We start from the raw sequence: 26,580 nt of genomic DNA, 5'->3' as shown, positions 1-26,580 counted from the left end.
GGCGGGATGAGCTGCGGCCCCCAGATCTTGTGGGCGTACTGGACGTACGGCGCAAGATTTGGGGGCCGCAGATCGCCCGTCCGGGTGCGCCGCAGCCGGGACATGATTGATCAGCGGTTCCTTAGGCCATCAATGGACGCTCGGTGGGCAGGATCGGCTTCGGCAACCGGGACCTGCCCTGCAGGTAGGCATCCACGCCATTGGCGCAGGAACGGCCCTCGGCGATCGCCCAGACGATCAGCGACTGGCCGCGTCCGGCGTCCCCGGCGACGAAGACGCCCGGGACCGAGGTGGCGTAGTTCGCGTCCCGAGCGATGTTCCCGCGCGGATCGAGATCGACCCCCAGCTGTTCCACCAGACCGGTCTTCTCCGGACCGACGAAGCCCATCGCCAGCAGCACCAGCTCGGCGGGCATCTCGCGCTCGGTGCCCGGCACCGGCTCGAAGCGACCGTTGCTGAACGCCACCTCGGACAGCCGCAGCTTTGCCACGTTGCCGCTGTCGTCGCCGATGAACTCGCTGGTCGAAACCGCGTAGACCCGCTCCCCCGCCTCTTCGTGAGCCGACGAGACCCGGAAGATCATCGGGTAGGTCGGCCACGGCTGGTTCGCCGGACGCTGCTCGGGCGGCATCGGCAGGATCTCCAGCTGAGTCACCGACTTCGCGCCCTGGCGAATGGACGTGCCGAGGCAGTCCGCGCCGGTGTCGCCGCCGCCGATGATCACCACGTGCTTGCCGGTGGCGGTGATCTGGTCGGGCACCTCCTGGCCGAGCGCGGCCCGGTTGGCCTGCGGCAGGAATTCCATCGCTTGATGAATGCCGTTCAGCTCGCGGCCCGGCACCGGCAGGTCACGGGCCACGGTCGAACCGATCGCCAGCACCACGGCGTCGAACCGGTCCAGCAGCTGCTCGCCGGTCAACTCGCCTTCGCCACCGATCCGGCGTCCGGTCTTGAACACGGTGCCTTCCAGCCGCATCTGGCGCAGCCGGCGGTCCAGGACGGCCTTCTCCATCTTGAACTCGGGAATGCCGTAGCGCAGCAGGCCGCCGATGGCGTCCGCCCGCTCGTAGACCACCACGGTGTGCCCCGCACGGGTCAGTTGCTGGGCGGTGGCCAGCCCGGACGGCCCGGAGCCGACCACGGCCACCGTCTTGCCGGTGTGCCACTCGGGAGTCTCCGCGGTCACCCGGCGGTCGCTCCAGGCCCGGTCGATGATGGCCACCTCGACGTTCTTGATGGTCACCGGGTCGCGGTTGATGCCGACCACGCACGCCGTCTCACACGGAGCCGGGCAGAGCCGTCCGGTGAACTCGGGGAAGTTGTTGGTGGCATGCAGCCGCTCGGTCGCGCCGCGCCAGTCGTCGCGCCAGACCAGGTCGTTCCATTCCGGGATCAGGTTGCCCAACGGGCAGCCGGAGTGGCAGAACGGAATGCCGCAGTCCATGCAGCGTCCGGCCTGCTTGGTGATGATCGGCAGCACCGCCTTGCCGGGCGACTCCGGGTACACCTCTTTCCAGTCGTGCACCCGCTCTGCCACCGGACGCCGCTCCGCGACCTCGCGCGGTGTGGTCATGAAACCCCTGGGGTCAGCCATGCGCGGCCTCCATCATCATCGCGGTTGTTGCCACCTCGTCCAGTCCGGCCCGTTCTGCCTCGGCCCGCGCCGCCAGCACACGGGCGTAGTCACGCGGCAGCACGGTGGTGAATCTCGTCGCCAGGTCGTCGAGGGCCAGCAGCCGCTCGGCGACGGCGGACCCGGTCTCTTCGGCATGTTTCGTCAACAGCTGCCGAATGCGGGCCAGGTCGGCCTCGGTCGGCTCCAGCGGATCGACCATCTCGGTGTTCAGCCGGTCGCGGTTCAGGTCGAGCACGTACGCGACGCCACCGGACATGCCGGCCGCGAAGTTGCGTCCGGTGCCGCCGAGAATCAGCACCTCGCCGCCGGTCATGTACTCGCAGCCGTGGTCGCCGACACCTTCGACGACGGCGGTCGCACCCGAGTTCCGGACGCAGAACCGCTCGCCGACCTTGCCGCGGATGAACAGTTCGCCCGAGGTGGCGCCGTAGCCGATCACGTTGCCGGCGATGATGTGTTCCTCGGCGACGAAGGCCGCATCCTCGGCCGGACGGACGATCAGACGTCCGCCGGAGAGCCCCTTGCCGAAGTAGTCGTTGGAGTCGCCGACCAGCCGCAGGGTGATGCCGGCCGGCAGGAAGGCACCGAAGCTCTGCCCGGCGGTGCCGCGCAGGGTCAGGTCGATGGTGTTCTCGGGCAGCCCCTTGCCGCGGGTCGCCTTGGTCACCTCGTGGCCCAGGATGGTGCCGACCGTGCGGTCCACGTTGCGCACCGACAGGTCGGCGCGCACCAGCTCGCCGCGGGTCAGCGCCGGCTGGGCGAGTTCGATCAGCTTCATGTCGAGCTTGGCGTCCAGGCCGTGGTCCTGCACCGTGATGCGGTGCAGCGGACCGTCGGTGTCGACCCAGTGCAGGATCGGCTCCAGGTCGAGCCCCTTCGCCTTCCAGTGGTCGATGGCCTTGCGGGCCTGCAGCACCTCGACGTGACCGACCGCCTCTTCGATCGAGCGGAAGCCGAGCGAGGCCAGGATCTCGCGCACCTCCTCGGCGATGAACTCGAAGAAGTTGACCACGAACTCGGGCTTGCCGTTGAACTTCGCCCGCAACTCCGGGTTCTGCGTGGCCACGCCGACCGGGCAGGTGTCCAAGTGGCAGACCCGCATCATCACGCAGCCGGAGACCACCAGCGGCGCCGTGGCGAAACCGAACTCCTCGGCACCCAGCAGGGCGCCGATCACCACGTCGCGGCCGGTCTTCAGCTGGCCGTCGACCTGCACCACGATCCGGTCGCGCAGCCCGTTCAGCAGCAGAGTCTGCTGGGTCTCGGCCAGGCCGAGCTCCCACGGACCGCCGGCATGCTTCAGCGAGGTGAGCGGGGCCGCGCCGGTGCCGCCGTCGTGACCGGAGATCAGCACGACGTCCGCCTTCGCCTTGGAGACCCCGGCGGCGACCGTGCCGACGCCGACCTCGGCGACCAGCTTGACGTGCACCCGCGCGGACGGGTTGGCGCACTTCAGGTCGTGGATCAGCTGCTTGAGATCCTCGATCGAATAGATGTCGTGGTGCGGCGGCGGGCTGATCAGACCCACGCCCGGCGTCGAGTGCCGGGTCTTCGCCACCCACGGGTAGACCTTCTGGCCGGGCAGCTGACCGCCCTCGCCGGGCTTGGCGCCCTGGGCCATCTTGATCTGCAGGTCGGTGGCGTTGGTCAGGTAGTCCGAGGTGACCCCGAAGCGTCCGGACGCCACCTGCTTGATCGCCGAGCGCCGCTCGGGATCATAGAGTCGGTCGACGTCCTCGCCGCCCTCCCCGGTGTTCGACTTGGCGCCCAGCCGGTTCATCGCGATGGCCAGGTTCTCGTGCGCCTCGCGCGAGATCGAGCCGTAGGACATGGCACCGGTGGAGAACCGCTTCACGATCTCGCTGACCGGCTCGACCTGATCGATCGGCACCGGCTTGCGGTCGGACGCGAATTCGAGCAGGCCGCGCAGCGTCATCAGCCGCTCCGCCTGGTCGTTCACCCGTTCGGTGTAGGCCTTGAAGATGTCATAGCGCTTCGACCGGGTGGCGTGCTGCAGCCGGAATACCGTCTCGGGATCGAACAGGTGCGGTTCGCCCTCGCGACGCCACTGGTACTCGCCGCCCACGTTCAGGGTGCGGTGCGGCAGGGTGATCCGGTCCGGCGGGTACGCCTGGGCGTGCCGTGCGGCGATGCTCTGGGCGATCTCGTCCAGCCCGATCCCCTCGACCCGGCTGGTGGTGCCGGTGAAATAGGTGTCGACGAATTCCGAGTTCAGCCCCAGCGCCTCGAAGATCTGCGCGCCTGTGTACGAGGCGATGGTGGAGACACCCATCTTCGACATCACCTTCAGCACGCCCTTGCCCAGCGCCTTGCGGACATTGGCCACCGCCTTCTCCGGATCGACCTTGACCAGCCACTCGCGGCGGGCCAGGTCTTCGGCCGACTCGAAGGCCAGGTATGGGTTGACCGCGGCCGCGCCGTAGCCGATCAGCAGCGCCAGATGGTGCACCTCGCGGACGTCGCCGGCTTCGACGATCAGGCCGACGTGGCTCCGCTTCTTCTCGCGGACCAGATGGTGATGGACGGCCGCGGTGAGCAGCAGCGACGGGATCGGTGCCAGGTCGGCGTTGGAATGCCGGTCGGACAGGATGATCGTCCGGCAGCCCCGCTCGATGGAGTTGGTGACTTCCTCGCAGAGCGCGTCCAGCGTGGCCTTGAGGCCGGCAGCACCATCTTCCACAGGGTAGAGGCCACGCACCACATGGGTGTCGTAGGCGGGCATCGAGCCGTCCCGGTTGATCCGGACCAGCTTGGCCAGCTGGTCGGAGTCGAGCACCGGGTAGCCGATCACGATGTGCTTGCAGGAATCCGGGCCGGGCTGCAGCAGGTTCCCCTCGGGCCCGAAGGTGGAGCTCAGCGAGGTGACCAGCTCTTCGCGAATGGCGTCCAGCGGCGGGTTGGTCACCTGGGCGAACAGCTGCGCGAAGTAGTCGAAGAGCAGCCGAGGACGCTCACTGAGCACCGCCAGCGGGGTGTCGGTGCCCATTGAGCCGATCGGCTCGGCGCCACTGTTGGCCATCGGCGCCAGGATCAGCTTCAGCTCCTCATGGGTGTAGCCGAACATCTGCTGGCGGCGCAGCACCGAGGCGGCGCTGTGCACCACATGCTGCCGTTCGGGAAGGTCGTCCAGATTTACCCGGCCCTGCCGGACCCACTCGTCGTAGGGGTGCTCGGCGGCGAGCGACGATTTGATCTCGTCGTCGTCGATCAGCCGGTGCTCGGCCAGATCGACCAGCAGCATCCGGCCCGGCTGCAGCCGTCCCTTGGCGATCACCGAGCTCTGCGGCAGGTCGAGAACGCCCGACTCGGACGCGAAGACCACCAGGCCGGCGTCGGTCACCCAGTAACGGCCCGGACGCAGGCCGTTGCGGTCGAGCGTCGCGCCGATCAGGGTGCCGTCGGTGAAGCAGACCGCGGCGGGGCCGTCCCAGGGCTCCATCAGCGAGGAATGGAACGAGTAGAAGGCCCGGCGGGCCGGGTCCATCTCGGTGTTGTTCTCCCAGGGCTCCGGGATCATCATCATCACCGCGTGCGGCAGCGAGCGTCCGCCGAGATGCAGCAGTTCGAGCACCTCGTCGAAGGACGCCGAGTCCGATCCTCCGGGGGTGCAGATCGGGAAGATCCGCTCCAGGTCCCCGTGGATCTTCTCGCTGGCCAGCAGCGCCTCGCGGGCCCGCATCCAGTTCCGGTTGCCCTTCACGGTGTTGATCTCGCCGTTGTGCGCGATCAGCCGGTACGGGTGGCTCAGCTCCCAGGCCGGGAAGGTGTTGGTGGAGAACCGCGAGTGCACCAGCGCCAGCGCGGACGCGATGCGCTCGTCGGTCAGGTCGGGGAACACCTCAGCCAGCTGCTGGGTGGTCAGCATGCCCTTGTACACGGTGGTGCGGGCGGACAGCGAGGCGAAGTACACGCCGGCCTCGTTGCGGGCCCGCTGACGCAGCGGATAGGCCAGCCGGTCGAGATCGATGCCGGTCTCGCCGTTCGGCGACGACAGGAAGAGCTGCTCGAAGACCGGCATCGCCTCCCGCGAGATCGGGCTCAGCGTGGAGTCGTCGGTCGGCACCGGCCGCCAGCCGAGGACGTCCAGACCCTCCTCGACGGCGATGTACTCGATGGTGCGCTTGGCACCGGCCCGCTTCACCGGCGAGACCGGGAGGAACGCCATGCCCATCGCATAGCTGCCCGACTCGGGCAGATCGAAGTCGGCGACGGCACGCAGGAAGGCGTCCGGCACCTGCAGCAGCATGCCGGCACCATCGCCGGCGGCGGCGTCCGCACCGGTGGCGCCACGGTGGTCCAGGTTCTCCAGGGCGGTCAGGCCCTTGGCCACGATGTCATGGCTGGCCTCCCCGCTGAGCTGGGCGACGAACGCCACACCGCAGGCGTCGTGCTCGAAGGAGGGGTCGTACAGGCCCTCTCGGGGCCTTGCGGGCATGAACGTTTCAGCCATAGAGCGATCTCCTCATCTTCCGGGTGCGCAGGGTCGCAGCCGGGGTGCGGAAACGCGTCCGCCGCCCGGCGTCGACGCTGCACGCGTGCGCAGCATACAGACGCCAACGCTTCAGCAAGGTTACGACTGCTTGCATCCTGGACGAGCAGGGGGCAGACTTCCTCCGGCGGGCTTGCCGGAAAGTTTGGCGCATCAGCCCTCGAGACACCTACCTGCGCAACAGATCTTCATGCCTGTGTAACGTGACGGCGGGCTGGGGGCCGCGGACGGCTGCAGTCGGCGCACTCAGGGCAGCCCGAGTCGCTCGGTCTATCGGTCCACCCGCTCGCCGAGCGATTCCGCTGTGGTCGGTGGGCTCTCTCCCCCATCCGGCCCGGCCTGGTCCGTTGCTTCGGTGACAGGTCGCTCGTCCGAGAGTGCGGCTTCCTCGCCGGTACTGTCGGACACCGGCACCTCCGGCGTGACGAGAGCGACGCTTGGCTCCCGTCCGGGACGTTTCTTGACCAGCCAGACCAGCAGGGCGATGCCGGCCAGGCAGATCAGCGCGGCGACCGCCTGGTTGAACCGGAGCGGTCCGAAGGTGTCATAGGAGAAGTCGAGCCGGATGCCCTCGGTGAAGAAGCGACCGAAGCCGTACAGCGCGATGTACAGGGCGAACGCCTTGCCGCGGCCGAGCCGGAAGCGCCGGTCGGCCCAGATCAGGGCGAAGGCGACCAGCAGGTTCCACAGCGACTCATAGGCGAAGGTCGGGTGGAAGGTGGCGTACTGCTGGTAGCCGGCGACCCGATGCGCGAGGTCGATCTCCAGACCCCAGGGCAGGTCGGTGGGCAGCCCGTACAGCTCCTGGTTGAACCAGTTGCCGAACCGACCCAGCGCCTGCCCGACGGCAATGCCGGGAGCCAGCGAGTCGGCCAGCGACGCGAACCGGACGCCGTGGCGGCGGCACATCAGCCAGGCGGCCAGGGCGCCAGCACCGATCGCGCCGTAGATGGCGATGCCGCCCTCCCAGATCCGCAGCGCGCTCCACGGGTCGATGCCCGGCGCGAAGTAGTCGCCCAGGTGGGTCAGCACGTGGTAGATCCGGGCGCCGACGATGCCGACCGGGATCGTCACCAGCACGATCGTCTCGAACTGCTCGGAGGCACCGCCACGGGCCTGCCAGCGCCGGTTGCCGATCATCCAGGCCGCCACCATGCCCGCGATCAGGCACAGCGCGTAGATGTGCAGGAAGAACGGACCGATCTGCCAGCCGCTGATCGGCGGGGAGGGAATCGACAAGACCACCCGCCCATCCTGCCCCATCGCCGAAGCAGACTTTGCGCAGGCCGGGACGGCCTCGTCTGTCCGAGTGCGCGGGTGCCGCGGGTCAGCTGGTGCGTTCCAGCAGCACCAGGGTGACCAGGTAGCCCTGTTCGACGGTCAGCGTGAGCGTGGGACGGAAGCCGAGCTCGGCGAACGCCGCCTCGGTTTCCGGGAGCCGCCACATCCCTTGTCGGCGAAGATCCAGACGCGATCCAGCGAGGTCAACCGGTCGGCGATCTTCCGGACCGGCCGCGACGGCCGCTTGAGCTCCTCGCCACGCCAGGCGTCGCCGGTGTCGGCACCGACGTTGGTGAGCCCTGCACCGTGCCGGGGAACGACCAGGACAGCCAGTCGACCTGCCCCCAAGAACGCTTCCGCCACCACCTGCGGAAAGCCGTAGTAGTAGGTCTCCAGCCAGGACACCTGAGCGGAGTGAGTGCTGACCCGCACCGCCAGCGGCACCGAGATTCCGGCCGCGACCATCGTCGACACCGACGCGAAGAGCCGTGCTCGCGGCGGCAACCAGATCAGCGCCACCGCCAGCGGCACGTAGGCCAGCGCCGAGTGGAGCAAGACATAGATGCTGGCCGCGGCCAACAGCGCGTAGCAGATCCACCAGTAGCCCCGGCGGCGCACCGCCCACCAGAACGCCAGCATGGCCCCGGTGACCAGGGCGACCGCCATCGCATACGAGCGGGCCTCCGCCGCGGCCGAGGTGAGCGGCGGCAGCAGCGCGTAGCCGAGCCCGGCCCACATGCTGCCAGAGCCGGACGACCAGGTAGTACGCGTCATGGACCGCATCGATGTGGTCCAGCATCGACCACAGTTCCGGCAGGGTGCGCTCGTTTGCCATATGCGTCGCGGCCTCGTCGCGCCGAGACCGGGTAGGGCTGGCCAGCCGACTTCGTCTGCCTGCGGAATCGCTCAGCCCTGGGCAGCGACGAAGCGCTCGAAGTCGTCCTTGTAGGTGCCGATCGAGGTGCCCTGGGTCCAGACCAGGCGTCCCTTACGGGCCGCGTCGAAGCCGATCACCTGGGTCGAATGGGTGACCTCGTAGCCGCCGTCGGCGGTCTTGGTGGTGCCCTCGATCACCACGCCCATGCTGCCCGCGACCTTCTTTATCTCGTCCAGGGACGCCGTCAGCCCGATGAAGGTGGGGTCGAACCTGGCCAGGTAGGCCTTCAGCACCTCGGGGGTGTCGCGGTCCGGATCGGTGGTGATCAGCAGCACCTGGATCTTGCCGCGCGCCTCCGGGCTGACCCGGTTCAGCGCGCTGGCCAGGTCGGACAGTGTGGTCTTGCAGATGTCCGGACAGTTCGTATAGCCGAAGAAGATCACCACGACCGGCTTGTCGCTGCCGGTGCGCAGCGCGAACGGCTGCCCCGCCGAGTCGGTGAGCCGGACGTCGGGCATGGTGTACGGCTCGGTCAACTCGGCGCCCCCGTAGGTCTTCGCAGAGGGGCTGCCGACCGGGCGGATGTCCGCCGCGGGCGCGCCGCAGGCCGCCAACACGACCGCGGCGAGCCCGGCCACGACCCGCAGCGCCAGCCGCTTCATCGCCGGACGCCGGCCGCCAGGTCGGAGAGCAGTGTGGTCAGGCCGCTGAGATCGCCGGGGGTGCCGGCATCGTCGGCGGCCAGCATCAGCTTCACGAACGCCGAACCGACGATCGCCGCGTCGGCGAAGGCGGCGACGTCCGCGGCCTGATCGCCGTTGGAGATGCCGAGACCGACGCCGACCAGGGTGTCCGGCGCGAGCGCCCGGACACGGGCCACGAGTCCCGGTGCGAGCGAGGACGTCTGGGTGCGGGTGCCGGTGACGCCCATCACCGCGGTGGCGTACATCCAGCCCCGGCAGGCGTTCGCGGTGGCAACGATGCGCTCGTCGGTGGACGACGGCGAGACCAGGAAGATCCGGTCCAGACCGTGCGCGTCGGACGCCTCGAACCAGTCGGACGCCTCGTCCGGCACCAGGTCGGGGGTGATCAGCCCCGCTCCCCCGGCGGCCGCCAGATCGCGAGCGAAGGCGTCCACCCCGTAGTGATCGACCAGGTTCCAGTAGGTCATCACCACCGCGGTGGTGCCGGTGTTCGCGACCGTCTCGACGGCGGCGAAGACATCTTTGGTGCGGACGCCACGCGCCAGCGCACGGGTGCCGGCGCGTTGGATCACCACGCCGTCCATCACCGGATCGGAATACGGCAGGCCGATCTCGATCAGGTCGGCGCCAGGCTGGTCGCCCTCCCCGCACAGGGCGCGCAGGACGTCCAGCGAACCGGGGACGTCGGGGTAGCCGACCGGGTAGTAGCCGACCAGCGCCTTGCGGCCCTCGTCGATGGCGCGCTGAAACGCCTTTCCGGAGATGCCCGCGTTCACTGTTCCCCTCCCACGGTGGCGTTGGCGGAGCCGTCCAGGCCGAACCACTTGATCGCCGTATCCACGTCCTTGTCGCCACGTCCCGACACGCAGACGACGATGATCGGCTGGGCATCGGGGTACTTGGCGGCCACCCGCTTGCCGAGCCGCATGGCGCCGGCCAGGGCGTGCGCGGACTCGATGGCCGGCATGATGCCCTCGGTCTGGGTGAGCAGCGTGAAAGCCTCCATGGCTTCGGTGTCGGTGACCGGCTCGTAGCGGGCACGTCCGGTCTTCGCCAGCCAGGAGTGCTCGGGGCCGACGCCCGGGTAGTCCAGGCCGGCCGAGATGGAGTGCGACTCCAGGGTCTGGCCGTCGGAGTCCTGCAAGATGTAGGTGCGCATGCCGTGCAGCACGCCCACCGAGCCTCCGTAGATCGCGGACGCGTGCCGTCCGGTCTCCACCCCGTCGCCGCCGGCCTCGAATCCGTACAGGGCGACGGTCGGATCGTCGATGAAGTCGGCGAAGATGCCCATCGCGTTCGACCCGCCGCCGACGCAGGCGGTCACGGCGTCGGGCAGGCGTCCGTACCGCTCCAGGACCTGGGCCTTGGCCTCGGTGGAGATCACCCGCTGCAGTTCCCGGACCATCTTCGGGAACGGGTGCGGGCCGGCCACGGTGCCGATCAGGTAATGGGTGTCGTCGACCCGTGCGACCCACTCGCGCATCGCGTCGTTCATTGCGTCTTTCAGTGTCTGACTACCGGATTCGACGGCGACTACCTCGGCGCCGAGCAGCTGCATCCGGGCCACGTTGAGGGCCTGCCGGTCGGTGTCGACCTTGCCCATGTAGACCCGGCACTTCAGGCCGAGCAGAGCCGCGGCGGTCGCGGTGGCGACACCGTGCTGACCGGCACCGGTCTCGGCGATCACCCGGGTCTTGCCCATCCGCTTGGTGAGCAGGGCCTGCCCGAGCACGTTGTTGATCTTGTGCGAGCCGGTGTGGTTCAGGTCCTCGCGCTTGAGCAGCACGGTCGCGTTGCCGCAATGCTCCGCGAACCGCTTGGCCTCGGTCAGCGGGGTGGGGCGTCCGGAGTAGTTGCGGCGCAGGTCGTCCAGCTCGCGCCAGAAGGTCGGATCGCCCATCGCCTTGTCGAACTCGGCCTCCAGCTGGGCGAGTGCGGCGTACAGGGCCTCGGGGACGTACTTGCCCCCGAAGATGTCGTAATGCCCCGCGGCATCGGGTAGCGACACGATCGATCCTCGGTTCTCGGTTTGGGTGCGGACGCCCCACTCTACGACCTGCCGTCCGATCGGCCCCGGTCTCTCGACCGGCGACCGACATCAAGGGGCCGAGTCTTTCGAGCGCTTGCTGCCCGCACTCGAAAGACCCGACCCCTTGATCGGCTGAACTGCCGCGGGGGATCAGCTGGTCAGGTAGGTGAAGCCGCCCGTCTTGGTGACGGTGCCCCGCATCGCCGGGATCCCGTGTCCAACGACGGCGAGCGAGCCGCTGACGTGATAGACGATGCCGCAGCCGGCCTGCCAGGTGGTGTCTGCGGTGATCAAGCCGCTGACGTTGATCACGGTCCTGGCACAGCCCGGTGCGTGGGTGTACCGGGCGGGATGCGGCCGGCTTGCTGGTGCCATCGCGACCGGTGACCCGCACGTCGACCACGCCGTCCCTCCCCTTGGGCGCGGTGACGGTGAGCTTGCTCCGCGAATGCACCTTCAGCTGCGTGCCCGGAACGCCGCCGAACGTGACCCTGGTGAGGTGGGTGAAACCGCTGCCGCTGACAGTCACCTTGGTGCCACCCGCCACCGCGCCGGACGTCGGCGACAGCCCGGTGACCGTCGGAGCGGATGCCCGCATGGACTGCTGCGCTGCGCCGACGCTCGGTGCCTGCGCCGGACTCGCTGCCTGCGTCGCGGCCGGCGGTGATGCGGCTGGGGTCGGCTCGGCCGATGCCACCGGGCGGCGGCAAAAGATGTCGATGACATCAGAAGCGCCGCGACATCCCAGGCGCAGACAGATGATTTGAGTTGCTCGCATTTGAGTCCTCCTGACCTGACATATGGTCAGGCCTCGGGAACTCCGGGGTCTTGACGCCCGCGTCGCAGCGGGCTCCTCTCACAACGTAGTCCCGCTACCCGAACATCCCAACCTTTGACTTAACAGCGCTCACGCTGGATATTCCAGTTCACTCTTTCGGCGAGGTGCGAGCCGGTGACGGTGGCACCTCCGCTGGCAGGTCCTGATACGGGGGCGATGCTGGTGATCGTGAGCGTTGCGGCTGAGATGACCGATCAGGCGTAGCGGATGTCGAGGAAGGTGGCCTCGAGCGTTCCGGTCTCGCGGATGGCGAGGCCGTCCCAGTCGCCTGCGGCGGGTTTGGTGGCGTCTCCGTCACCATTGGTGTCGCCACCGACGGTGTCGTCGTGGATGCTGGTGAAAACAACCGGCTTGGCAGCGGTGCCCTTCACGACCAGCGTCCCGTCGCCCGATATGCCGATGGGCGCAGGGCGCGTCAGCGGCTCGGGGTAGACGACGGTGACCCGCTGGAACTTCAGGACGGCCCCGGCTGGAACGGTGAGCGTGACACCTTTGTCGACGTTGAGACCGTCGGCGTCCCCTGGCGCCCCGATCAAACGCCAAGGAGCTCCTACGATGTAGGGCAGCCCTGTGGTGGAAAGAGTCCAGTTCTCGACGAGCGTCCCATGGATGCGAAAGGCGTTGACCTTGTTGTCTCGACCTGTATTGCCCGTGAGGAGAGACGGCTGGAGCCGAGAGCTTACCACGGAGAAGGCTGGCTCTGAACTGTCCGACCCAATGACGGTATTGTCCGTGACCTGAATGGGAACGGAATTCTCCGCTGCCGCCTGGCCGGCGACACTGATAGTGCCTGACGACGTGAGGGTGTTACCAACGATCAGGACAGGGTCGTACGGCACAAATTCGAAAAAGATCTTGGCGAGGATGCTGCCGCTCTGGAACAGGGTGGAATTCGTCACTCGCACCGTTGACGGACTTTGCCCGATCATGCCGCCACCATAGCCTCCGGTTATATCGCCACCGTACCGCATATCGAGCGAATTAATTCGGATGACGCCGGCATTAGCCTGGGCGACGACACCACCCCAACTGCGTGCCTTTGGCTTCGTACGGTCGCCGTTGTTGTTGGTGTCACCGCTGGCGGTGTCATCGTCGATGCTGGTAAAGATCACGGGGTTTTCGGAGGTTCCCTCGACAACCACCCATCCGGGCGCCGCCACCAGTGACGCGCCGTCATCGAATTTGACGATCGTGCCGGCCTGTATGGTCAGCTTGGCCGGGTCGAGCAGGCGAGGCGGCCCGGATCCTTCTACGAGGACCGCACCGGTGATGTGGTAGACGATTCCACAGCCTGCCTTCCATGTGGTGTCTTCCGTGATCTCCCCACTGACCTCGATGACGGTGCGAGCGCAGGCCGGCGTGTAGGTGTATCGGGTGGCCGTCGTGGGCTGGCTGGTGCCGTAGCGTCCGGTGACGAGCACATCGACCACGCCGTCCTTCCTCGGGGGCGTGGTGACGGTGAGCTTTCGGCTGGAGATGACGTTCAGGTTGGTTCCCGGAACACCACCGAAGGTGACCTGGGTCAGTTCGGTGAAACCGCTGCCGGTGATCGTGACCGTGGTACCGCCGGCCTCAGGCCCGGACGTGGGCGAGATCTCCCTCACCGTGGGTCCGGCAGCGAAGGAAAATTTTCCGTGAGTCGTCTTGGGTGATGTTCCGTGTGCGGTGGCGACCCGGACGTAGACCGTGCCCGCCGCGTGGGCCGGTGTGCTGACGACGAGCTTCTTCTCTGAGATGACCCGGATATCGGTGCCGGGCGCGTTGCCGAAGCGAACCCCGGTGACGTCGACGAAATTCTTTCCCGTAATGGTCACCGACGTCTTGCCGTCGGCGCTGCCAGATTTGGGCGAAACTTTCGCCACCGTGGGCGCGGACACGTAGCGATAGATGGCCTTCCCGGACTTCGGCGAGGTCGCACCAGCCTTCGTCGTGACCCGGACCGGCACGGTCCCCTTCCCGGCAGGAGCCGCGACCTGCAGCTTCGTGTCGGAGATGATGGTCAGGCGCGAGCCGATGTTCGTGCCGAACGCTACCCGCTTGGCGCCGCTGAATCCTTGGCCGGTGAGCGTCACGACCGTCTTGCCGGCCGTTCGGCCACGTGCGGGTGAGACTCCGGTCACAGAGGGCACTGACGCGGCCGAAATGCTCGCTGACGCTGAAGTCGCGGGAGGCGACGGCGACGGGATCGGCTCTGCCGATGCGACCGGGGCACCCGACATCGATACCGATGACATCAGGACTGCAACGGCACCCCAAACCCAGATAGGCGCTTTCGTTGCTGGCACTCGAGTTCTCCTGCTAGAAGCCGGGCCACCAGGAACTCTTGAGGCCCAGGCGCCCGCATAGGATTTGGAGGCGCCTTCCCACAACCTAGCGGAACTACCTCCAACATTCCAGCTTCGAGTCGAACTCGGCGCCGATGATCGTGATGGCGAGGCCATCCCGATCTCCGTTGGCGGGTTCGTGACGTTGCCGTTGCCGTTAGTGTCACCACGTCAGATTGTTGTCACGGACTTCCAGCCTGCCGAGATTTGCAGATGGGGCCTAGATGGCGTCGGCCGAGTCAAGCGTATTGCCGGAAACTACAATCTCGCCCGTCCCCACTGCCATTCCAAGCTCAGCATCGGCCCGAACCTTTCGTCCGGATCGCCGTGCAGGTGTGCCCGCGCTGACCTCGGTCAGGAGCCGGCAGCGATGAAGTCCGCGACCGCGCTCCGCGGGTCGCCGTGTCGGACCAGGGCCTCGCCGACCAGGATGACGTCGGCGCCGGCGTCCGCAACCCGACGGACGTCAGCGGTGGACAAAATGCCGGATTCGGCAACCTTCACCACGTCGTCCGGGATCAGCCCGGCCAGCCGCTCGAACTGGGCCAGGTCGACGTCCAGGGTCTGCAGATTGCGGTTGTTGACCCCGATCAGGGACGCGCCGGCGGCGACCGCCCGGCGTGCCTCGTCCGCGGTATGCACCTCCACCAGTGCGGTGAGCCCGAGCATCCTCGCCGTCTCCGACAGCGCCGACAACTCGTCGTCGGTCAGGGCTGCCACGATCAGCAGGGCAAGGTCGGCGCCCGCGGCACGGGCCTCCCAGAGCTGGTAGTGGGTGACGATGAAATCCTTGCGCAGCACCGGGACGTCCACAGCCGCCCGGACAGCGACCAGGTCGGCCAGTGTGCCGTTGAACCGGCGCTTCTCGGTCAGTACCGAGATCGCGGACGCCCCGCCTGCCGCATACTCCGCGGCCAACGCGGCCGGATCGGGGATGTCGGCCAGTGCGCCCTTGCTCGGGCTGGAACGCTTCACTTCGGCGATCACCGCGAGCGGCTCGGCGCGGAAGGCCGGCATCGGGTCGCGGGTCGCGTCCATCAGGGCGACGACTGCCGCCAGTTCATCGAGGCTTCGGCGCGCGCGTCGTTCATCGAGATCTTCGCGGACGCCGGCGACGATCTCGTCCAGCACACCCATCGTCAGGCCTGGCCCATGCCCATCTTGCTCATGATGCCGCCGACCACCGCGCCGCCCAGGATGATCGCGATCGAGATCCAGACCAGCACCCAGTTCGGCCCGATCAGGAAGGCGACCGTGCCGAGCAGGAAGCCCACACCGGACACCATGCTGCCGGTCCACGCCGCCGGCGTGCGGCCGTGATGGTAGTGCTTGCCGTTGCCGCTCATAGAGACCTCCTGCTGTCGATGCGCTGGTGCCGTCCTATTCTGACCGGCCCGGCCCTCCTCCGCCACCCGCGGCACGCGGATACAGGGTGCTCAGGTGGGATCTTCGCCGGCGTCCAGGGCCTTCCAGGCGTCCATTCCCGGATTGGGAGCGGACGCGGTCCGCGCCGGCGGCGGCCCGGCGAACTGCACCAGCACCGCGCCGACGGCGACCAGGACGGCACCGGCGAGGTAGACCCACCGCCACGGCGTCGCGACCAAGGCCAGGGCGTCCCCCAGGGTGCTGCCCGGCAACGTGGGCACGGTGGCGGTGATCGCCACCACGATGCTGCCCACGGCGAGCACCGCAACCAGGCCGAGGACGATGCGGCGTCCTATCGATCTCAGCCAGCTGCCCAGGAAAGCTCCCGCGGCGGCCGCCAGCATCAGGGCGACCGCGGCACCCGAGGTCGCCTGTCCCCCGCTTGCCGCGGTGCGCTCCCCCGCCGACCACCAGGGCTGGGTGGCGCCGAGCAATGCCGCCGCGCACCCGAGCCAGAGCAGGACGGTCGCCAGTCTGCGCATGTCAGCTCCGGTCGAGGCGGCGCAACCGGTGCGCACTCTCGATGGCCTGGATAACGGCCGCCGCCTTGTTGCGCACCTCGATCTCTTCGTTGTGCGGAATCGAGTCCGCGACGATGCCTGCCCCGGCCTGCACATGGGCGACGCCGCCGGTCAGCACCGCCGTCCGGATCGCGATCGCCACATCGGAATTGCCGGCGAAGTCGAAGTAGCCGACCCCGCCGCCGTACAGGCCGCGTCGGGACGCTTCCAGTTCGTCGATGATCTCCATCGCCCGCACCTTCGGCGCCCCCGACAAAGTGCCGGCCGGGAAGCAGGACAGGGTGACGTCGAGCGCCGTCCGGTCCGCCGACAGTTCGCCGATCACCGCGGCCTCTAAATGCATGATGTGGCTGTAGCGCCGCACCTTCATGAACTCGACCACCTCGACCGACCCCGGACGGCACACCCGGCCCAGGTCATTGCGGCCGAGATCGACCAGCATCAGGTGCTCGGCCCGCTCCTTCGGGTCGGCCAACAGCTCGGCCTCCATCGCAGCGTCCTCGGCCACCGAACTGCCCCGTGGCCGGGAGCCGGCGATCGGATGGGTCTCGGCGCGTCCGTTGCTGACCGTGACCAGTGCCTCGGGACTCGAACCGACGACGGCCAGTCCCGGCAGCCGCAGCAGGTACAGGTAGGGGCTCGGATTGGTGCGCCGCAGAATCCGGTACACGTCGAGCGGGTCGGCGTCGGTGTCGATGTCGAAACGCTGGCTGGGCACGATCTGGAATGCCTCACCCGCCTTGATCTCCTCCACCGCGGCCAGCACCGCGGTCTCATACTCCTCGGGCGTCCGCTGCCGCCGGATCTGAGGCGCGCTGGTCTGCGGGTCGACGACGGCGATCGCCGGGGCCAGCGGCTCGGTCAGCTGCGTGGCCATCGCCAGCACCCGGTCGCGGGCGTCCGCCCAGGCAAGGTCGGCCCGCTCGGCCGAATCGTCGAAGTTGAAGGCGTTGGCCAGCAGCCACACCTCACCGGTGTGGTGATCGAGAATGGCCATGTCGCTGACCATCATCATCACCAGCTCGGGCAATTCGAGGTCGTCGGGGTTGCCGTCCGGCAGCACCTCGAGGCGCCGGACGACGTCGTACGCCAGGTAGCCGACCATGCCGGACGTCAACGGCGGCAGGTTCTCGTCGGCGGGGGTGTGCAGAATCCGCAGGGTTTCGGCCAGCACCTGCAACGGATCGCCCCCGGTCGGCAGGCCAGCGAGCGGGCGTCCGCTCCACTGCGCCTCGCCGCCCGACTCGGTCAGCGTCGCGACCGCGTGGACGCCGACGAACGACCAGCGCGACCACATGCCGTTGTCGGCCGACTCCAGCAGGAAGGTGTGGTCGCGGTCGCCGCAGAGCCGGTGGTACAGCCCGACCGCGGTCAGATCGTCGGCGAGCAGCCGGGTATACACCGAGATCACCCGGCGTTCGCGGGCGAGCTCGAGGAATTCGTCCAGGTTGGGGGTGACCGGCAGGGTGGTCATCGGCTCTCCTCGGTCTGTGTGGTGGCGCCAGGTTCGACCGACGATGGCTCGGTGAGCAGTGCGCGGTCGGTGAAGCAGCTTGTGGTGCCGGTGTGGCAGGCCGGCCCGGTCTGGTCGACCAGCACCAGCAATGTGTCGCCGTCGCAGTCCAGTGACACCTGCCGGACATGCTGGGTGTGCCCCGAGGTTTCGCCCTTTACCCAGTACTCGCGGCGGCTGCGCGACCAGTAGGTGCCACGCCGGCTGGACAGGGTGCGGGCCAGTGCCTCGTCGTCCATCCAGGCCAGCATCAGCACCTCCCGCGAGGTGGCGTCCTGGACGATCGCGGGCACCAGTTGGTCCGGATTGCGCTTGAGCCGCGCGGCGACGGCAGGGTCGAGACTCACCCGGTCATTGTGTCAGGGCCTCCCACTAGGCTGAGCCAATGCCGCATGCCGTGAACGACCGCGCCAGGGCCGAACGTGCCTACACCTGCGACGCCCTGCTGGAGGTCGGACCCACCGCGACCACCTTGTGCGAGGGCTGGACGGCCCACGATCTGCTGGTCCACCTCTACATTCGCGACGGGGAGCCGTCCAACGCCATCGGTGCCGTCGTCCCGGCCTTTGCCGGACGCTACGAGGCACGAGTGGCAGAACTGAAGCGCGGCAACTACGCCGAACTCGTGGCGAAGCTGCGCCAGGGCCCGCCGCGTAGGTCGCTGTTCTCGATTCCGGCCGTGGACGCCGCGGCGAACGCCACCGAGTTCCTGATCCACGGCATGGACGTGCGGCGTCCGAACGAGATTCCGGAACCGGCGCGCGACGAGGAATTCCAGGCCTGGGCCTGGTCGCAGTTGGCCGGGATGGGGAAGCTGATGCTGCGTGGTACCGCGGTGCCGCTGGCCCTAGAATGGGCCGGACGCCCCGCGCAGGTCGTCCGGGTCGGCAAGGGCGAGCGGCTGGTCACCGTGATCGGCGAACCGACCGAGTTACTGCTCTACGCGTTCGGACGCCGGGCCGCCGCCGGCGTCCGGTTCGTCGGACTCGACGAGGCTGTCGCCGAGGCACGCGGACGCTGAAGCCACCACCACGCCGCAACCGACACCAGCACACCGGTGATGTCGGCGAGGACGTCCATCGGGTCGCCGTCGCGACCGGGCAGCAGCATGCCCTGGGCGATCTCGCTGACCACCGCATGGGCGGCGAACACCGCGATCGGCAACCAGCGCAGGGTCAACAGAACCGCCAGCGTAGAGGGAATGCCGAAGCCGAGGAAGTGCAGCACCTTGTCCGAGTTCGGGAACCACTGTGAGGCGTCCGGTTCGGCCGGTAGATACAGGCCGCAGAAGTGTGCGATCAGCGCCAGAGCGAACGCCACACCCAGCCCGATCCGCACCCAGCGTGGCCAACTCCGCACGGCCTCACCGGGCGCCTGATCGCCAGCCGGGGCGGCGGGCCGGGTGGCAGCCGGGACATGATTGATCAGCGGTTCCCTAGGCATCGCCCCATTCTGCCAGCCGGTCCGAATGAGCTTGTGTCGGCTGCCGCGACTGACCGAAAACGCCGTCCCGGCACCGGCCCCGGCACGGCACTGAAAGAATCGGGACATGCGCGTCTACAACTTCTCCGCCGGCCCCGCCATGCTCCCCGAGCCCGTCCTGCAGCACGCGAAGGACGAGTTGCTCGACTGGGACGGCTCCGGGATGTCGGTGATGGAGGTGTCGCATCGCAGCAAGGAGTTCATCGCCTGCGCCGAACGGGTCGAGGCCACCCTGCGCGCCGTGATGGGCATTCCGGAGAACTACCGGGTGCTGTTCCTGCAGGGCGGCGCCTTCGGGCAGTTCGCCGCCGTCCCGTTCAACCTGGCCGCCGACGGCGCCCCGGCCGACTTCGTGAGCACCGGCGACTGGTCGGCCAAGGCGATCGCCGAGGCGAAGAAGTACGTCACGCCGCGGGTGATCGCCGACGAGAAGCCCGACAACTACGTCCGGGTGCCCGCCGAAGGCTCGTTCCAGGTCGGCGCGGACGCCGCGTACCTGCACTACACGCCCAACGAGACCATCCGCGGTGTCGAGTTCGGCTACGTCCCGGACGCCGGCGATATCCCGCTGGTCGCCGACATGAGCTCGACGATCCTGTCCCGTCCGGTCGACGTGTCGAAATTCGGCGTCATCTACGCCGGCGCCCAGAAGAACATGGGGCCGTCCGGCATGTGCGTGGTGATCGTCCGCGACGACCTGCTGGAGCGGGCCCGGCCGACCACCCCGGCAGTGTGGAGCTACGCCAAGATGGCGGCCAACGGCTCGATGCTGAACACCCCGCCGACCTTCGGCTGGTACCTGCTCGGCCTGGTCTACGAATGGGTGCAGGCCCAGGGCGGGCTGCCGGCGATGGCCGAGCGCAACAAGGCCAAGGCCGACGCGCTGTACGGCTTCATCGACGGCTCTGACTTCTACGCCAACCCGGTGCAGGCCGACAGCCGGTCGTGGATGAACGTCCCGTTCCTGATCGCCAAGCCCGAGCTGGAGAAGACCTTCGTGGCGCAGGCCGCGGACGCCGGTCTCACCAACCTGGCCGGCCACCGCAGTGTCGGCGGCATGCGGGCTAGCATCTACAACGCCATGCCCCTGGAGGGCGTCCTGGCTCTCATCGACTTCATGAAGGAGTTCGAGCGCAGCAACGGCTGACGCTCACTATCACCATGCCTTTTCGCATTCGCACCCTGAACGCAATCAGCCAGGCAGGGCTGTCCCGGCTGCCCGCCGACCGCTACCTGGTCGGCCACGACGTCACCCAGCCGGACGCCCTGCTGCTGCGGTCCGCCAGCCTGCACAACCAGCCGATCGAGGCGTCGGTTCTGGCCGTGGCGCGGGCCGGGGCCGGCACCAACAACATTCCGGTCGCCGAATACTCCAAGCACGGCATTCCGGTGTTCAACACCCCCGGCGCCAACGCCAACGCGGTGAAAGAGCTTGTGGTGGCCGGACTATTCCTGGCCGCCCGGAACATTGTGGACGCCGCCGCCTTCGCCCACCGGCTCGAAGGCGACCACGCCACGATGGACAAGCTGGTCGAGGCTGGCAAGAAGAACTACGTCGGCTTCGAGCTGCCCGGACGCGTGCTCGGCGTGATCGGGCTGGGCGCCGTCGGTGTCGAGGTGGCCAACGTGGCGATCTCGCTCGGCATGCATGTGCTGGGCTACGACCCCGGCATCACCGTGCAGCACGCCTGGGCGCTGTCGTCCCAGGTCGAGCACGTCACCTCGCTCGACGACCTGTTGCGCCGCTCCGACATCGTCACCCTGCACGTGCCGCTGGTGGCCGGCACCAAGGGGCTGATCGGTGCCCCGCAGTTCGCGGCGATGAAGTCGTCCGCGGTGCTGCTGAACTTCGCCCGCGGCCCGATCGTGGACGAGCCCAGCCTGCTGGCCGCGCTGGACGCCAACCAGATTCGTGGCTACGTGTGTGACTTCCCCACTCCGACGCTGAACAAGCGGCCGCGGGTGGTCACCCTGCCGCACCTCGGGGCGTCCACCAACGAGGCCGAGGAGAACTGCGCCCGGATGGCCGCCGACCAGCTGCGCTGGTACCTGGAGGAAGGCACCATTCAGAACTCGGTGAACTTCCCGGACGCCCGGCTGCCCCGCGGCGCCGGTACCCGGCGAGTGGCGATCGCGAACAGCAATGTGCCGAACATGGTCGGTCAGATCTCCACCATGCTGGCCGGGGCCGGACTGAACATCTCGGACCTGCTGAACAAATCGCGCGGCGACCTGGCCTACACCCTGGTGGACGTCGAGGGTGCGGTCCCCGACGACGTGCTGACCCGGATCCAAGGTATCGACGGGGTGTTGTCCGCGCGGCTGCTGTGAGTTGGGAGTCGAGTGCGTCGATCTCACCATCGGGAGCCGATGGCCGGTTTCGTGACCGATTTCATGAAATAGCACGAAAGCTGTCGGCGAACGTGACAGCGGGCACCGATGGTGAGATCGGCGCACCCTGGCGTCCACCGGATCCTGAGTCCCGGATGGCGGATGGCACCACCAAGGCTTGCCAGCGAGCAGATCGCGCGTAGCGTGGACGGCATGAACGCGACCGAATCCACCTTCATGGGCCTGCTCCAGGCGCAGGTCCGCAATGAGTTCTCCGCCAGCCAGCAGTACATCGCGGTGGCGGTGTGGTTCGACGCCAAGGATCTGCCTCAGCTGGCCGCGCACTTCTACCGTCAGTCGGTCGAGGAGCGCAATCACGCGATGATGCTCGTCCAGTACCTGCTCGACCGGGACGTCAATCCGGTGATCAGGGGCCTGGACGACCCGCAGACCGACTTCGATTCGGTGACCGCACCGATCGCGCTGGCACTGCGCCAGGAGAAGGAGGTCACCGGCCAGATCGAGGCCCTGTTCCGCGCCGCCAGGGCCGAGGACGACGCCCTCGGCGAGCAGTTCATGCTGTGGTTCCTCAAGGAGCAGGTCGAAGAGGTCTCCTCGATGTCCACCCTGCTGGCGGTCGCCGAACGCGCCGGTGACAACTGGTTCCACCTGGAAGAGTTCCTGGCCCGCGAAGCGGTCGGAGATTCCGGCCACGACACCTCGGCCCCCGAGGCAGCCGGCGGGGCGCTGTAGTCCGCGGTCACTGGGGACGGTTCTCTTGGTCACTGGGGACGGTTCTCTTGGTCACTGGGGACGGTGCTCTTGGTCACTGGGGGCGGTTCTCTTGGTCACCGGCTCGGACAGAGTCGGCCGGAGTCGGGAGACTGACAACACCTGGGCTCGTCCGGGCAACACTCCAGACAACACCGGCTGAGCAGGATGGCGACGTCCTGTCCTGAAAGGTGCCGCCATGGAGTCCTTGATCGCCCTGCCCACTCATCACGAGGCCACCAAGAAGCCGAACCGTCACGGTCAGCCGTGGGTGATGTCCGACTACGAGCTGATGGTTCAAGGGGTGCGCGACGGGCTGGAGTTGCGGTCGCTCGCGTCCCGGATCGGCCGGGCAGAGAACGTCCTGCTGCCACGACTGCGCCGGCTGCTTCCGGTGGCACAGCGCGAGTGCTACCCGGAGTTGGTGCTGGACGCCTTGCGCACGGCGCTGGCCGACGAGACCTACGACTGGCGCCACGAGATGCTGTTGTCGCCGCCGATCATCCGCAATGAGATCGTCCGCTCCGGCCTGGACGGCCTCAGCGACGACCAGGTGGTCACCGTCGCCTACGCGCTGCTGGTCAGCGGCGGCGCCGAGGAATCCGCGCTGTTCGACCAGCTCTCCGAACGTCTCGCCTCCGACCGCTTGACGGACCGCCTGATCGAGATGCGGGCATGGCGAGCGGCCCGGTCGTCCCCGTTCTCGATCGACGAGGACGCTGCCTGGGCGCACGCCAACTATTGGGTGCGCGGTCGCAGCGGACACCGCAACTGGCACCACCGGCACATGATCGAGCCCAACTGGTAGCTGCCGGCTGGTCTCTCGGAGCGAGACTTCTCAATCACGGACGCGGCACCCCGCCCAAACGCGCCATCAAATCACACCTTGCCTAAATTATGTGTTGCATTATTATGGAGGCGACATCGAAATGATCGAGGCGCGAGTGACCCGTTCGGCTCGCAAGCATCGGTTGTCGTCGCGTCGCATCAGGGAGGCCCTGGTTACGGCGAGCTTCGTGCGGATGGACGGCCACGGACTTGGCGATCTATGGGCACGGATGCCACGGGACTTCCGATCGAGTGGGTGTCGTTCGCGACGACCGGGGCGGCGGTTTCGCGGTGGTGCATGCGATGCCCGCACATTGGAGGAGGCGGATATGACCCGGAATCCGAAACCACCGAGCGGCTTTCCAGAGAGCTTCGGCGCCGACGTGCGCGTCCGGAACGTCGATCTGGATGACGAGTACCTCATGGTCGGTGGTGAGCGGCTCACCGAGGAACGGGCGGAGCAGTTGGCCGAGCGCGCGGCCAGAGGTGTGGGAAGGCCGTCGTTGACAGCGCCCGGCGAGCGGTCGCCCGCGCTGAACCTGCGGATTCCATCGTCGACCCGGTTGAGGCTGAACGCGGTCGCCGCGGCGCAAGGACGGAGCGCATCGGAGGTGGTTCGAGAGGCCCTGGACGACTACCTGGCGCGGCACTGATCATCAAGCGGAGTCTGGTCGATCGTCGGGGCGCGGTCGACGCCGCCGACGTGCAGCGGTTGCGCGATCACGGCTGGAACGACCGTGAGATCGTCGAGACCATCGCTCAGGTCGCCCTGAACCTGTTCACCAACTACCATCAACATCGCGCTGGACGTCCCGGTCGACTTCCCCGCCGTCCCGCTCTCATCGGACGCCTGACCGGCCGGCCCTCCGTTGCTGGTTGCGCTCACTGGGGACGGTTCTCGAGAGTTCGATTTTCGAACGTTGGGGGACGGTTCCACGCCGCGAACCGTCCCCAAACGCGAGTTCGGATCGGCCAGAACCGTTCCTGGGTCGAGGACCGGCCGAGTGGCGGAAGTGCCCGCCTATGCGCGCCGCGAAAGTCGCGGTGAGCGAACGCTATGGTGTCCGGGACGATCAGGTGGCGAAGGGAAATCTGTGCCCACGATTCCGACCGACGACATCATTCCGGCGCTCGCCGCGATCGCCGACGAGGTGATCCTGCCTCGCTTCCGGGCACTCCGCGACGGCGAGGTGGAAGAGAAGTCGCCCGGCGAACTGGTGACGATCGCCGATCGCGAGGCAGAGGTCCGGGTCGCGGACGTCCTGCGCGGCCTGCGTCCGGACGCGACGGTGATCGGCGAGGAAGCCGCAGCGGCCGACCCCGGCCTGCTCAATGCCTTGAAGACGGACGGCGCCTGCTGGCTGATCGACCCGCTGGACGGCACGCAGAATTTCGTGAGCGGCCGTCCGGAATTCGCCGTCATGGTCGCCTTGGTCGAGGCCGGCCACACCGTCGCGTCCTGGATGTGGTGCCCGCTCGACCGGGTCGGATATGTGGCGGAGCGACGCGCCGGCGCGTTCCGCAACGGCGTCCGGCAATACATCCCACCCGCCCCGAACACGGTCAGCGAACTTCGTGGCGCGGTCCTCGGCAAGTTCTTGACTCCGCGGCAGCGGACGTCGATCGCGGAGGTGGCGACCCGGTTCGGGAAGATCGGACCCGGACAATACTGCGCCGGCGTCGAATATCCACTGATCGTGGCAGGGTCGCAGGAGTTCGTCCGGTTCCATCGGCTGCTGCCCTGGGACCACGCGCCGGGAACGCTCTATATCGAAGAGGCGGGTGGCTGCGTCCGGCGCTGGGACGGCACGCCGTACTCGCCGGGCAGGGACGGAGCCAGCCTGCTGGCGGCAGCGAACGCAACGGTCTGGCGCCTGGTGCGCGAGGAGCTTGGCCCAGCACTGGATTGAGTTCCCCGTCTCCGATGACCAGGAGAACCGTCCCCGGTGACCAAGACAGCCGTCCCCGGAGCACTCCGGTCGGCGGAGATCCCGGCGTTCGCCGGGATGACGGCGTCCGGATAGCTCAGCCGGCGAGGCGTTCGAGGATGAGCTCGCGGACCCGGGCGGCGTCCGCTTGTCCCCGCATCGCCTTCATCACGGCACCGATCAGGGCGCCGGCGGCCTGGACCTTGCCGTCGCGGATCCGCTGGGCGACGTCCGGGTTGGCGGCGATCGCGGCGTCCACGGCCGCGGTGAGCGCGCCGTCGTCGGAGACCACGGCCAGGCCGCGGGCTTCGACCACCTCGGCGGGCGAGCCTTCGCCGGCCAGCACCCCGTCGATCACCTGGCGGGCCAGCTTGTCGTTGATCGTGCCGGCGTCGATCAGCACCTGTAGTTCGGCCACCTGACCAGGGGTGATGCCGACGTCTTCGAGCTCGACGCCGGCGGCGTTCGCCCGCCGGGCCAACTCGCCCGACCACCACTTGCGAGCCGCGCCCGGCGCAGCCCCGGCGGTCACCGTCTCCACGATCAGGTCGAGCGAACCGGTGCCCGAGACGTCCCGCATCTCCAACTCGGTGAAGCCCCACTCGGCCACCAGCCGACGACGGCGCTGCGCGGGCGGTTCGGGCAGGGTGAGCCGCAGGTCCGCCACCCATTCCGGCGCCGGCGCAACCGGCACCAGGTCGGGCTCGGGGAAGTAGCGGTAGTCCTCGGCCTGCTCCTTGGAACGTCCCGGCGAGGTGTAGCCACCGTCCTCGTGCCAGTGCCGAGTCTCCTGATGCACCCGGCCACCGGACGCCAACACCTCGCCCTGGCGCTGGATCTCGTAGGTCAGCGCCCGCTCCACCGAACGCAGCGAGTTCACGTTCTTGGTCTCGGTGCGGGTGCCCAGGACATCCGAACCGGACGGTGCCAGCGACACGTTCGCGTCACAGCGCAGCGACCCCTGCTCCATCCGGACGTCGGAGACACCGAGCGCACGCAGCAACTCGCGCAGCTGCGCCATATACGCACGGGCCACCTTGGGTGCGGCCGCCCCGGTGCCCAGCACCGGTTTGGTGACGATCTCCATCAGTGGGACGCCGGCCCGGTTGTAGTCGAGCAGCGAGTGGTCGGCGCCCTGGATGCGGCCGGTCGAACCGCCGACATGGGTGAGCTTGCCGGCGTCCTCCTCCATGTGCACCCGCTCGATCTCAACCCGGTAGGTGACCCCGTCTACCTCGACCTCGGTCCAGCCGTCGAAGCAGATCGGCTCGTCGTACTGCGAGGTCTGGAAGTTCTTCGGCATGTCCGGATAGAAGTAGTTCTTCCGCGCGAACCGGCACCACGGCGCGATCGAGCAGTTCAACGCCAGCCCGATCCGGATCACCGATTCGATCGCCTGCGCGTTCACCACCGGCAGCGCGCCGGGCAGCCCGAGACAGACCGGGCAGGTCTGGGTGTTCGGCGCCGCACCGAACGCGGTCGAGCAGCCGCAGAACATCTTGGACGCCGTGTTCAGCTCGACGTGCACCTCCAACCCCAGCGCGGGATCGTAGGCGGCCAGGACGTCTTCGTAGGCCATCAA

23 protein-coding genes and 1 pseudogene are annotated in these 26,580 nt (G+C 68.2%); 7 read left to right on the top strand and 17 right to left on the bottom strand.

Going from position 1 to position 26,580, the window contains the following annotated elements:
- Positions 1-121: 121 nt before the first annotated feature.
- The 15 genes and pseudogenes from QM619_RS15935 to hisI form a co-directional block, all read right to left on the bottom strand.
- Positions 122-1,594, bottom strand: a complete 1,473-nt coding sequence (locus QM619_RS15935; protein WP_415110966.1) for a glutamate synthase subunit beta — start codon at positions 1,592-1,594, stop codon at positions 122-124.
- Complete coding sequence (gene gltB, locus QM619_RS15930) at positions 1,587-6,107, bottom strand: glutamate synthase large subunit (protein ID WP_415110963.1); 4,521 nt, start codon at positions 6,105-6,107, stop codon at positions 1,587-1,589. The genes QM619_RS15935 and gltB overlap by 8 nt, the downstream gene beginning before the upstream one ends.
- Positions 6,108-6,416: 309 nt before the next feature.
- A complete protein-coding gene (gene lgt, locus QM619_RS15925; protein WP_415110960.1) occupies positions 6,417-7,409 on the bottom strand; it encodes a prolipoprotein diacylglyceryl transferase in 993 nt (330 codons plus the stop codon).
- A 117-nt stretch (positions 7,410-7,526) separates the two neighbouring features.
- Positions 7,527-8,201, bottom strand: coding sequence for a hypothetical protein (locus QM619_RS15920; protein ID WP_415110957.1), 675 nt, complete (start codon positions 8,199-8,201; stop codon positions 7,527-7,529).
- A 132-nt stretch (positions 8,202-8,333) separates the two neighbouring features.
- Positions 8,334-8,966, bottom strand: coding sequence for an SCO family protein (locus tag QM619_RS15915; protein WP_415110954.1), 633 nt, complete (start codon positions 8,964-8,966; stop codon positions 8,334-8,336).
- Positions 8,963-9,784 carry a tryptophan synthase subunit alpha gene (gene trpA / locus QM619_RS15910; protein ID WP_415110951.1) on the bottom strand — a complete coding sequence of 274 codons (822 nt, stop codon included), beginning with the start codon at positions 9,782-9,784 and terminating at the stop codon, positions 8,963-8,965. The genes QM619_RS15915 and trpA overlap by 4 nt, the downstream gene beginning before the upstream one ends.
- On the bottom strand, positions 9,781-11,019 hold the full coding sequence (gene trpB / locus QM619_RS15905; protein WP_415110975.1) for a tryptophan synthase subunit beta: 1,239 nt from the start codon (positions 11,017-11,019) through the stop codon (positions 9,781-9,783). The genes trpA and trpB overlap by 4 nt, the downstream gene beginning before the upstream one ends.
- A 168-nt stretch (positions 11,020-11,187) precedes the next feature.
- On the bottom strand, positions 11,188-11,331 hold the full coding sequence (locus QM619_RS15900) for a hypothetical protein (RefSeq protein WP_415110948.1): 144 nt from the start codon (positions 11,329-11,331) through the stop codon (positions 11,188-11,190).
- A gap of 82 nt (positions 11,332-11,413) precedes the next feature.
- Positions 11,414-11,635: pseudogene (locus QM619_RS15895) on the bottom strand (IPT/TIG domain-containing protein); the annotation flags it as partial.
- A gap of 434 nt (positions 11,636-12,069) precedes the next feature.
- Positions 12,070-14,094 (bottom strand): IPT/TIG domain-containing protein, encoded by a 2,025-nt coding sequence (locus QM619_RS15890; protein ID WP_415110972.1) that lies wholly within the window; start codon positions 14,092-14,094, stop codon positions 12,070-12,072.
- A 459-nt stretch (positions 14,095-14,553) separates the two neighbouring features.
- A complete protein-coding gene (gene trpC / locus QM619_RS15885; RefSeq protein ID WP_415110946.1) occupies positions 14,554-15,336 on the bottom strand; it encodes an indole-3-glycerol phosphate synthase TrpC in 783 nt (260 codons plus the stop codon).
- A 2-nt stretch (positions 15,337-15,338) separates the two neighbouring features.
- Positions 15,339-15,545, bottom strand: coding sequence for an HGxxPAAW family protein (locus QM619_RS15880; RefSeq protein WP_415110943.1), 207 nt, complete (start codon positions 15,543-15,545; stop codon positions 15,339-15,341).
- A 90-nt stretch (positions 15,546-15,635) separates the two neighbouring features.
- A complete protein-coding gene (locus QM619_RS15875; RefSeq protein ID WP_415110940.1) occupies positions 15,636-16,106 on the bottom strand; it encodes a Trp biosynthesis-associated membrane protein in 471 nt (156 codons plus the stop codon).
- Position 16,107: 1 nt separating this feature from the next.
- Positions 16,108-17,619, bottom strand: a complete 1,512-nt coding sequence (locus tag QM619_RS15870; RefSeq protein WP_415110935.1) for an anthranilate synthase component I — start codon at positions 17,617-17,619, stop codon at positions 16,108-16,110.
- Positions 17,616-18,005 (bottom strand): phosphoribosyl-AMP cyclohydrolase, encoded by a 390-nt coding sequence (gene hisI / locus QM619_RS15865; protein WP_415110932.1) that lies wholly within the window; start codon positions 18,003-18,005, stop codon positions 17,616-17,618. The genes QM619_RS15870 and hisI overlap by 4 nt, the downstream gene beginning before the upstream one ends.
- 38 nt (positions 18,006-18,043) lie before the next feature.
- On the opposite strand from hisI, the gene QM619_RS15860 reads away from it, so the two are divergent.
- Positions 18,044-18,679, top strand: a complete 636-nt coding sequence (locus QM619_RS15860; protein WP_415110929.1) for a TIGR03085 family metal-binding protein — start codon at positions 18,044-18,046, stop codon at positions 18,677-18,679.
- On the opposite strand, the gene QM619_RS15855 is transcribed toward QM619_RS15860, so the two are convergent.
- Positions 18,598-19,101 carry a hypothetical protein gene (locus QM619_RS15855; protein WP_415110926.1) on the bottom strand — a complete coding sequence of 168 codons (504 nt, stop codon included), beginning with the start codon at positions 19,099-19,101 and terminating at the stop codon, positions 18,598-18,600. The genes QM619_RS15860 and QM619_RS15855 overlap by 82 nt on opposite strands.
- Positions 19,102-19,207: 106 nt before the next feature.
- On the opposite strand from QM619_RS15855, the gene serC reads away from it, so the two are divergent.
- From serC to QM619_RS15825, 6 genes are all read left to right on the top strand, one after another.
- Positions 19,208-20,287 (top strand): 3-phosphoserine/phosphohydroxythreonine transaminase, encoded by a 1,080-nt coding sequence (gene serC, locus QM619_RS15850; protein ID WP_415110923.1) that lies wholly within the window; start codon positions 19,208-19,210, stop codon positions 20,285-20,287.
- A 14-nt stretch (positions 20,288-20,301) separates the two neighbouring features.
- On the top strand, positions 20,302-21,471 hold the full coding sequence (locus QM619_RS15845) for a phosphoglycerate dehydrogenase (RefSeq protein ID WP_415110920.1): 1,170 nt from the start codon (positions 20,302-20,304) through the stop codon (positions 21,469-21,471).
- A 213-nt stretch (positions 21,472-21,684) separates the two neighbouring features.
- Positions 21,685-22,224 (top strand): ferritin, encoded by a 540-nt coding sequence (locus QM619_RS15840; protein WP_415110917.1) that lies wholly within the window; start codon positions 21,685-21,687, stop codon positions 22,222-22,224.
- Between the two features lie 217 nt (positions 22,225-22,441).
- Positions 22,442-23,050: a hypothetical protein gene (locus QM619_RS15835; RefSeq protein ID WP_415110914.1), complete on the top strand. Its 609-nt coding sequence runs from the start codon at positions 22,442-22,444 to the stop codon at positions 23,048-23,050.
- A gap of 334 nt (positions 23,051-23,384) precedes the next feature.
- Complete coding sequence (locus tag QM619_RS15830) at positions 23,385-23,723, top strand: CopG family ribbon-helix-helix protein (RefSeq protein WP_415110911.1); 339 nt, start codon at positions 23,385-23,387, stop codon at positions 23,721-23,723.
- A gap of 441 nt (positions 23,724-24,164) precedes the next feature.
- Complete coding sequence (locus QM619_RS15825; RefSeq protein WP_415110908.1) at positions 24,165-24,980, top strand: inositol monophosphatase family protein; 816 nt, start codon at positions 24,165-24,167, stop codon at positions 24,978-24,980.
- A 115-nt stretch (positions 24,981-25,095) separates the two neighbouring features.
- Here QM619_RS15825 and gatB read toward each other — a convergent pair whose 3' ends face one another.
- A complete protein-coding gene (gene gatB / locus QM619_RS15820) occupies positions 25,096-26,577 on the bottom strand; it encodes an Asp-tRNA(Asn)/Glu-tRNA(Gln) amidotransferase subunit GatB (RefSeq protein WP_415110905.1) in 1,482 nt (493 codons plus the stop codon).
- Between the last annotated feature and the right edge of the window lie 3 nt (positions 26,578-26,580).

Source organism: Micropruina sp. (assembly GCF_047606665.1).
GTDB lineage: Bacteria > Actinomycetota > Actinomycetes > Propionibacteriales > Propionibacteriaceae > Micropruina.
The sequence above is the reverse complement of the archived record's forward strand: the minus strand, read 5'-3'. Positions and strand labels throughout refer to the sequence as shown.

Excerpts from the sequence above, each read along its gene's own strand:
- QM619_RS15935 (WP_415110966.1), bottom strand. The coding sequence starts at position 1,594 with ATGGCTGACCCCAGGGGTTTCATGACCACACCGCGCGAGGTCGCGGAG.
- QM619_RS15860 (WP_415110929.1), top strand. The coding sequence starts at position 18,044 with ATGCCGCATGCCGTGAACGACCGCGCCAGGGCCGAACGTGCCTACACC.
- QM619_RS15855 (WP_415110926.1), bottom strand. The coding sequence starts at position 19,101 with ATGCCTAGGGAACCGCTGATCAATCATGTCCCGGCTGCCACCCGGCCC.
- serC (WP_415110923.1), top strand. The coding sequence starts at position 19,208 with ATGCGCGTCTACAACTTCTCCGCCGGCCCCGCCATGCTCCCCGAGCCC.
- QM619_RS15845 (WP_415110920.1), top strand. The coding sequence starts at position 20,302 with ATGCCTTTTCGCATTCGCACCCTGAACGCAATCAGCCAGGCAGGGCTG.
- QM619_RS15835 (WP_415110914.1), top strand. The coding sequence starts at position 22,442 with ATGGAGTCCTTGATCGCCCTGCCCACTCATCACGAGGCCACCAAGAAG.
- QM619_RS15875 (WP_415110940.1), bottom strand. The coding sequence starts at position 16,106 with ATGCGCAGACTGGCGACCGTCCTGCTCTGGCTCGGGTGCGCGGCGGCA.
- QM619_RS15870 (WP_415110935.1), bottom strand. The coding sequence starts at position 17,619 with ATGACCACCCTGCCGGTCACCCCCAACCTGGACGAATTCCTCGAGCTC.
- gltB (WP_415110963.1), bottom strand. The coding sequence starts at position 6,107 with ATGGCTGAAACGTTCATGCCCGCAAGGCCCCGAGAGGGCCTGTACGAC.
- QM619_RS15880 (WP_415110943.1), bottom strand. The coding sequence starts at position 15,545 with ATGAGCGGCAACGGCAAGCACTACCATCACGGCCGCACGCCGGCGGCG.
- QM619_RS15890 (WP_415110972.1), bottom strand. The coding sequence starts at position 14,094 with ATGTCGGGTGCCCCGGTCGCATCGGCAGAGCCGATCCCGTCGCCGTCG.
- lgt (WP_415110960.1), bottom strand. The coding sequence starts at position 7,409 with ATGGGGCAGGATGGGCGGGTGGTCTTGTCGATTCCCTCCCCGCCGATC.
- gatB (WP_415110905.1), bottom strand. The coding sequence starts at position 26,577 with ATGGCCTACGAAGACGTCCTGGCCGCCTACGATCCCGCGCTGGGGTTG.
- QM619_RS15920 (WP_415110957.1), bottom strand. The coding sequence starts at position 8,201 with ATGACGCGTACTACCTGGTCGTCCGGCTCTGGCAGCATGTGGGCCGGG.
- QM619_RS15840 (WP_415110917.1), top strand. The coding sequence starts at position 21,685 with ATGAACGCGACCGAATCCACCTTCATGGGCCTGCTCCAGGCGCAGGTC.
- QM619_RS15915 (WP_415110954.1), bottom strand. The coding sequence starts at position 8,966 with ATGAAGCGGCTGGCGCTGCGGGTCGTGGCCGGGCTCGCCGCGGTCGTG.
- trpC (WP_415110946.1), bottom strand. The coding sequence starts at position 15,336 with ATGGGTGTGCTGGACGAGATCGTCGCCGGCGTCCGCGAAGATCTCGAT.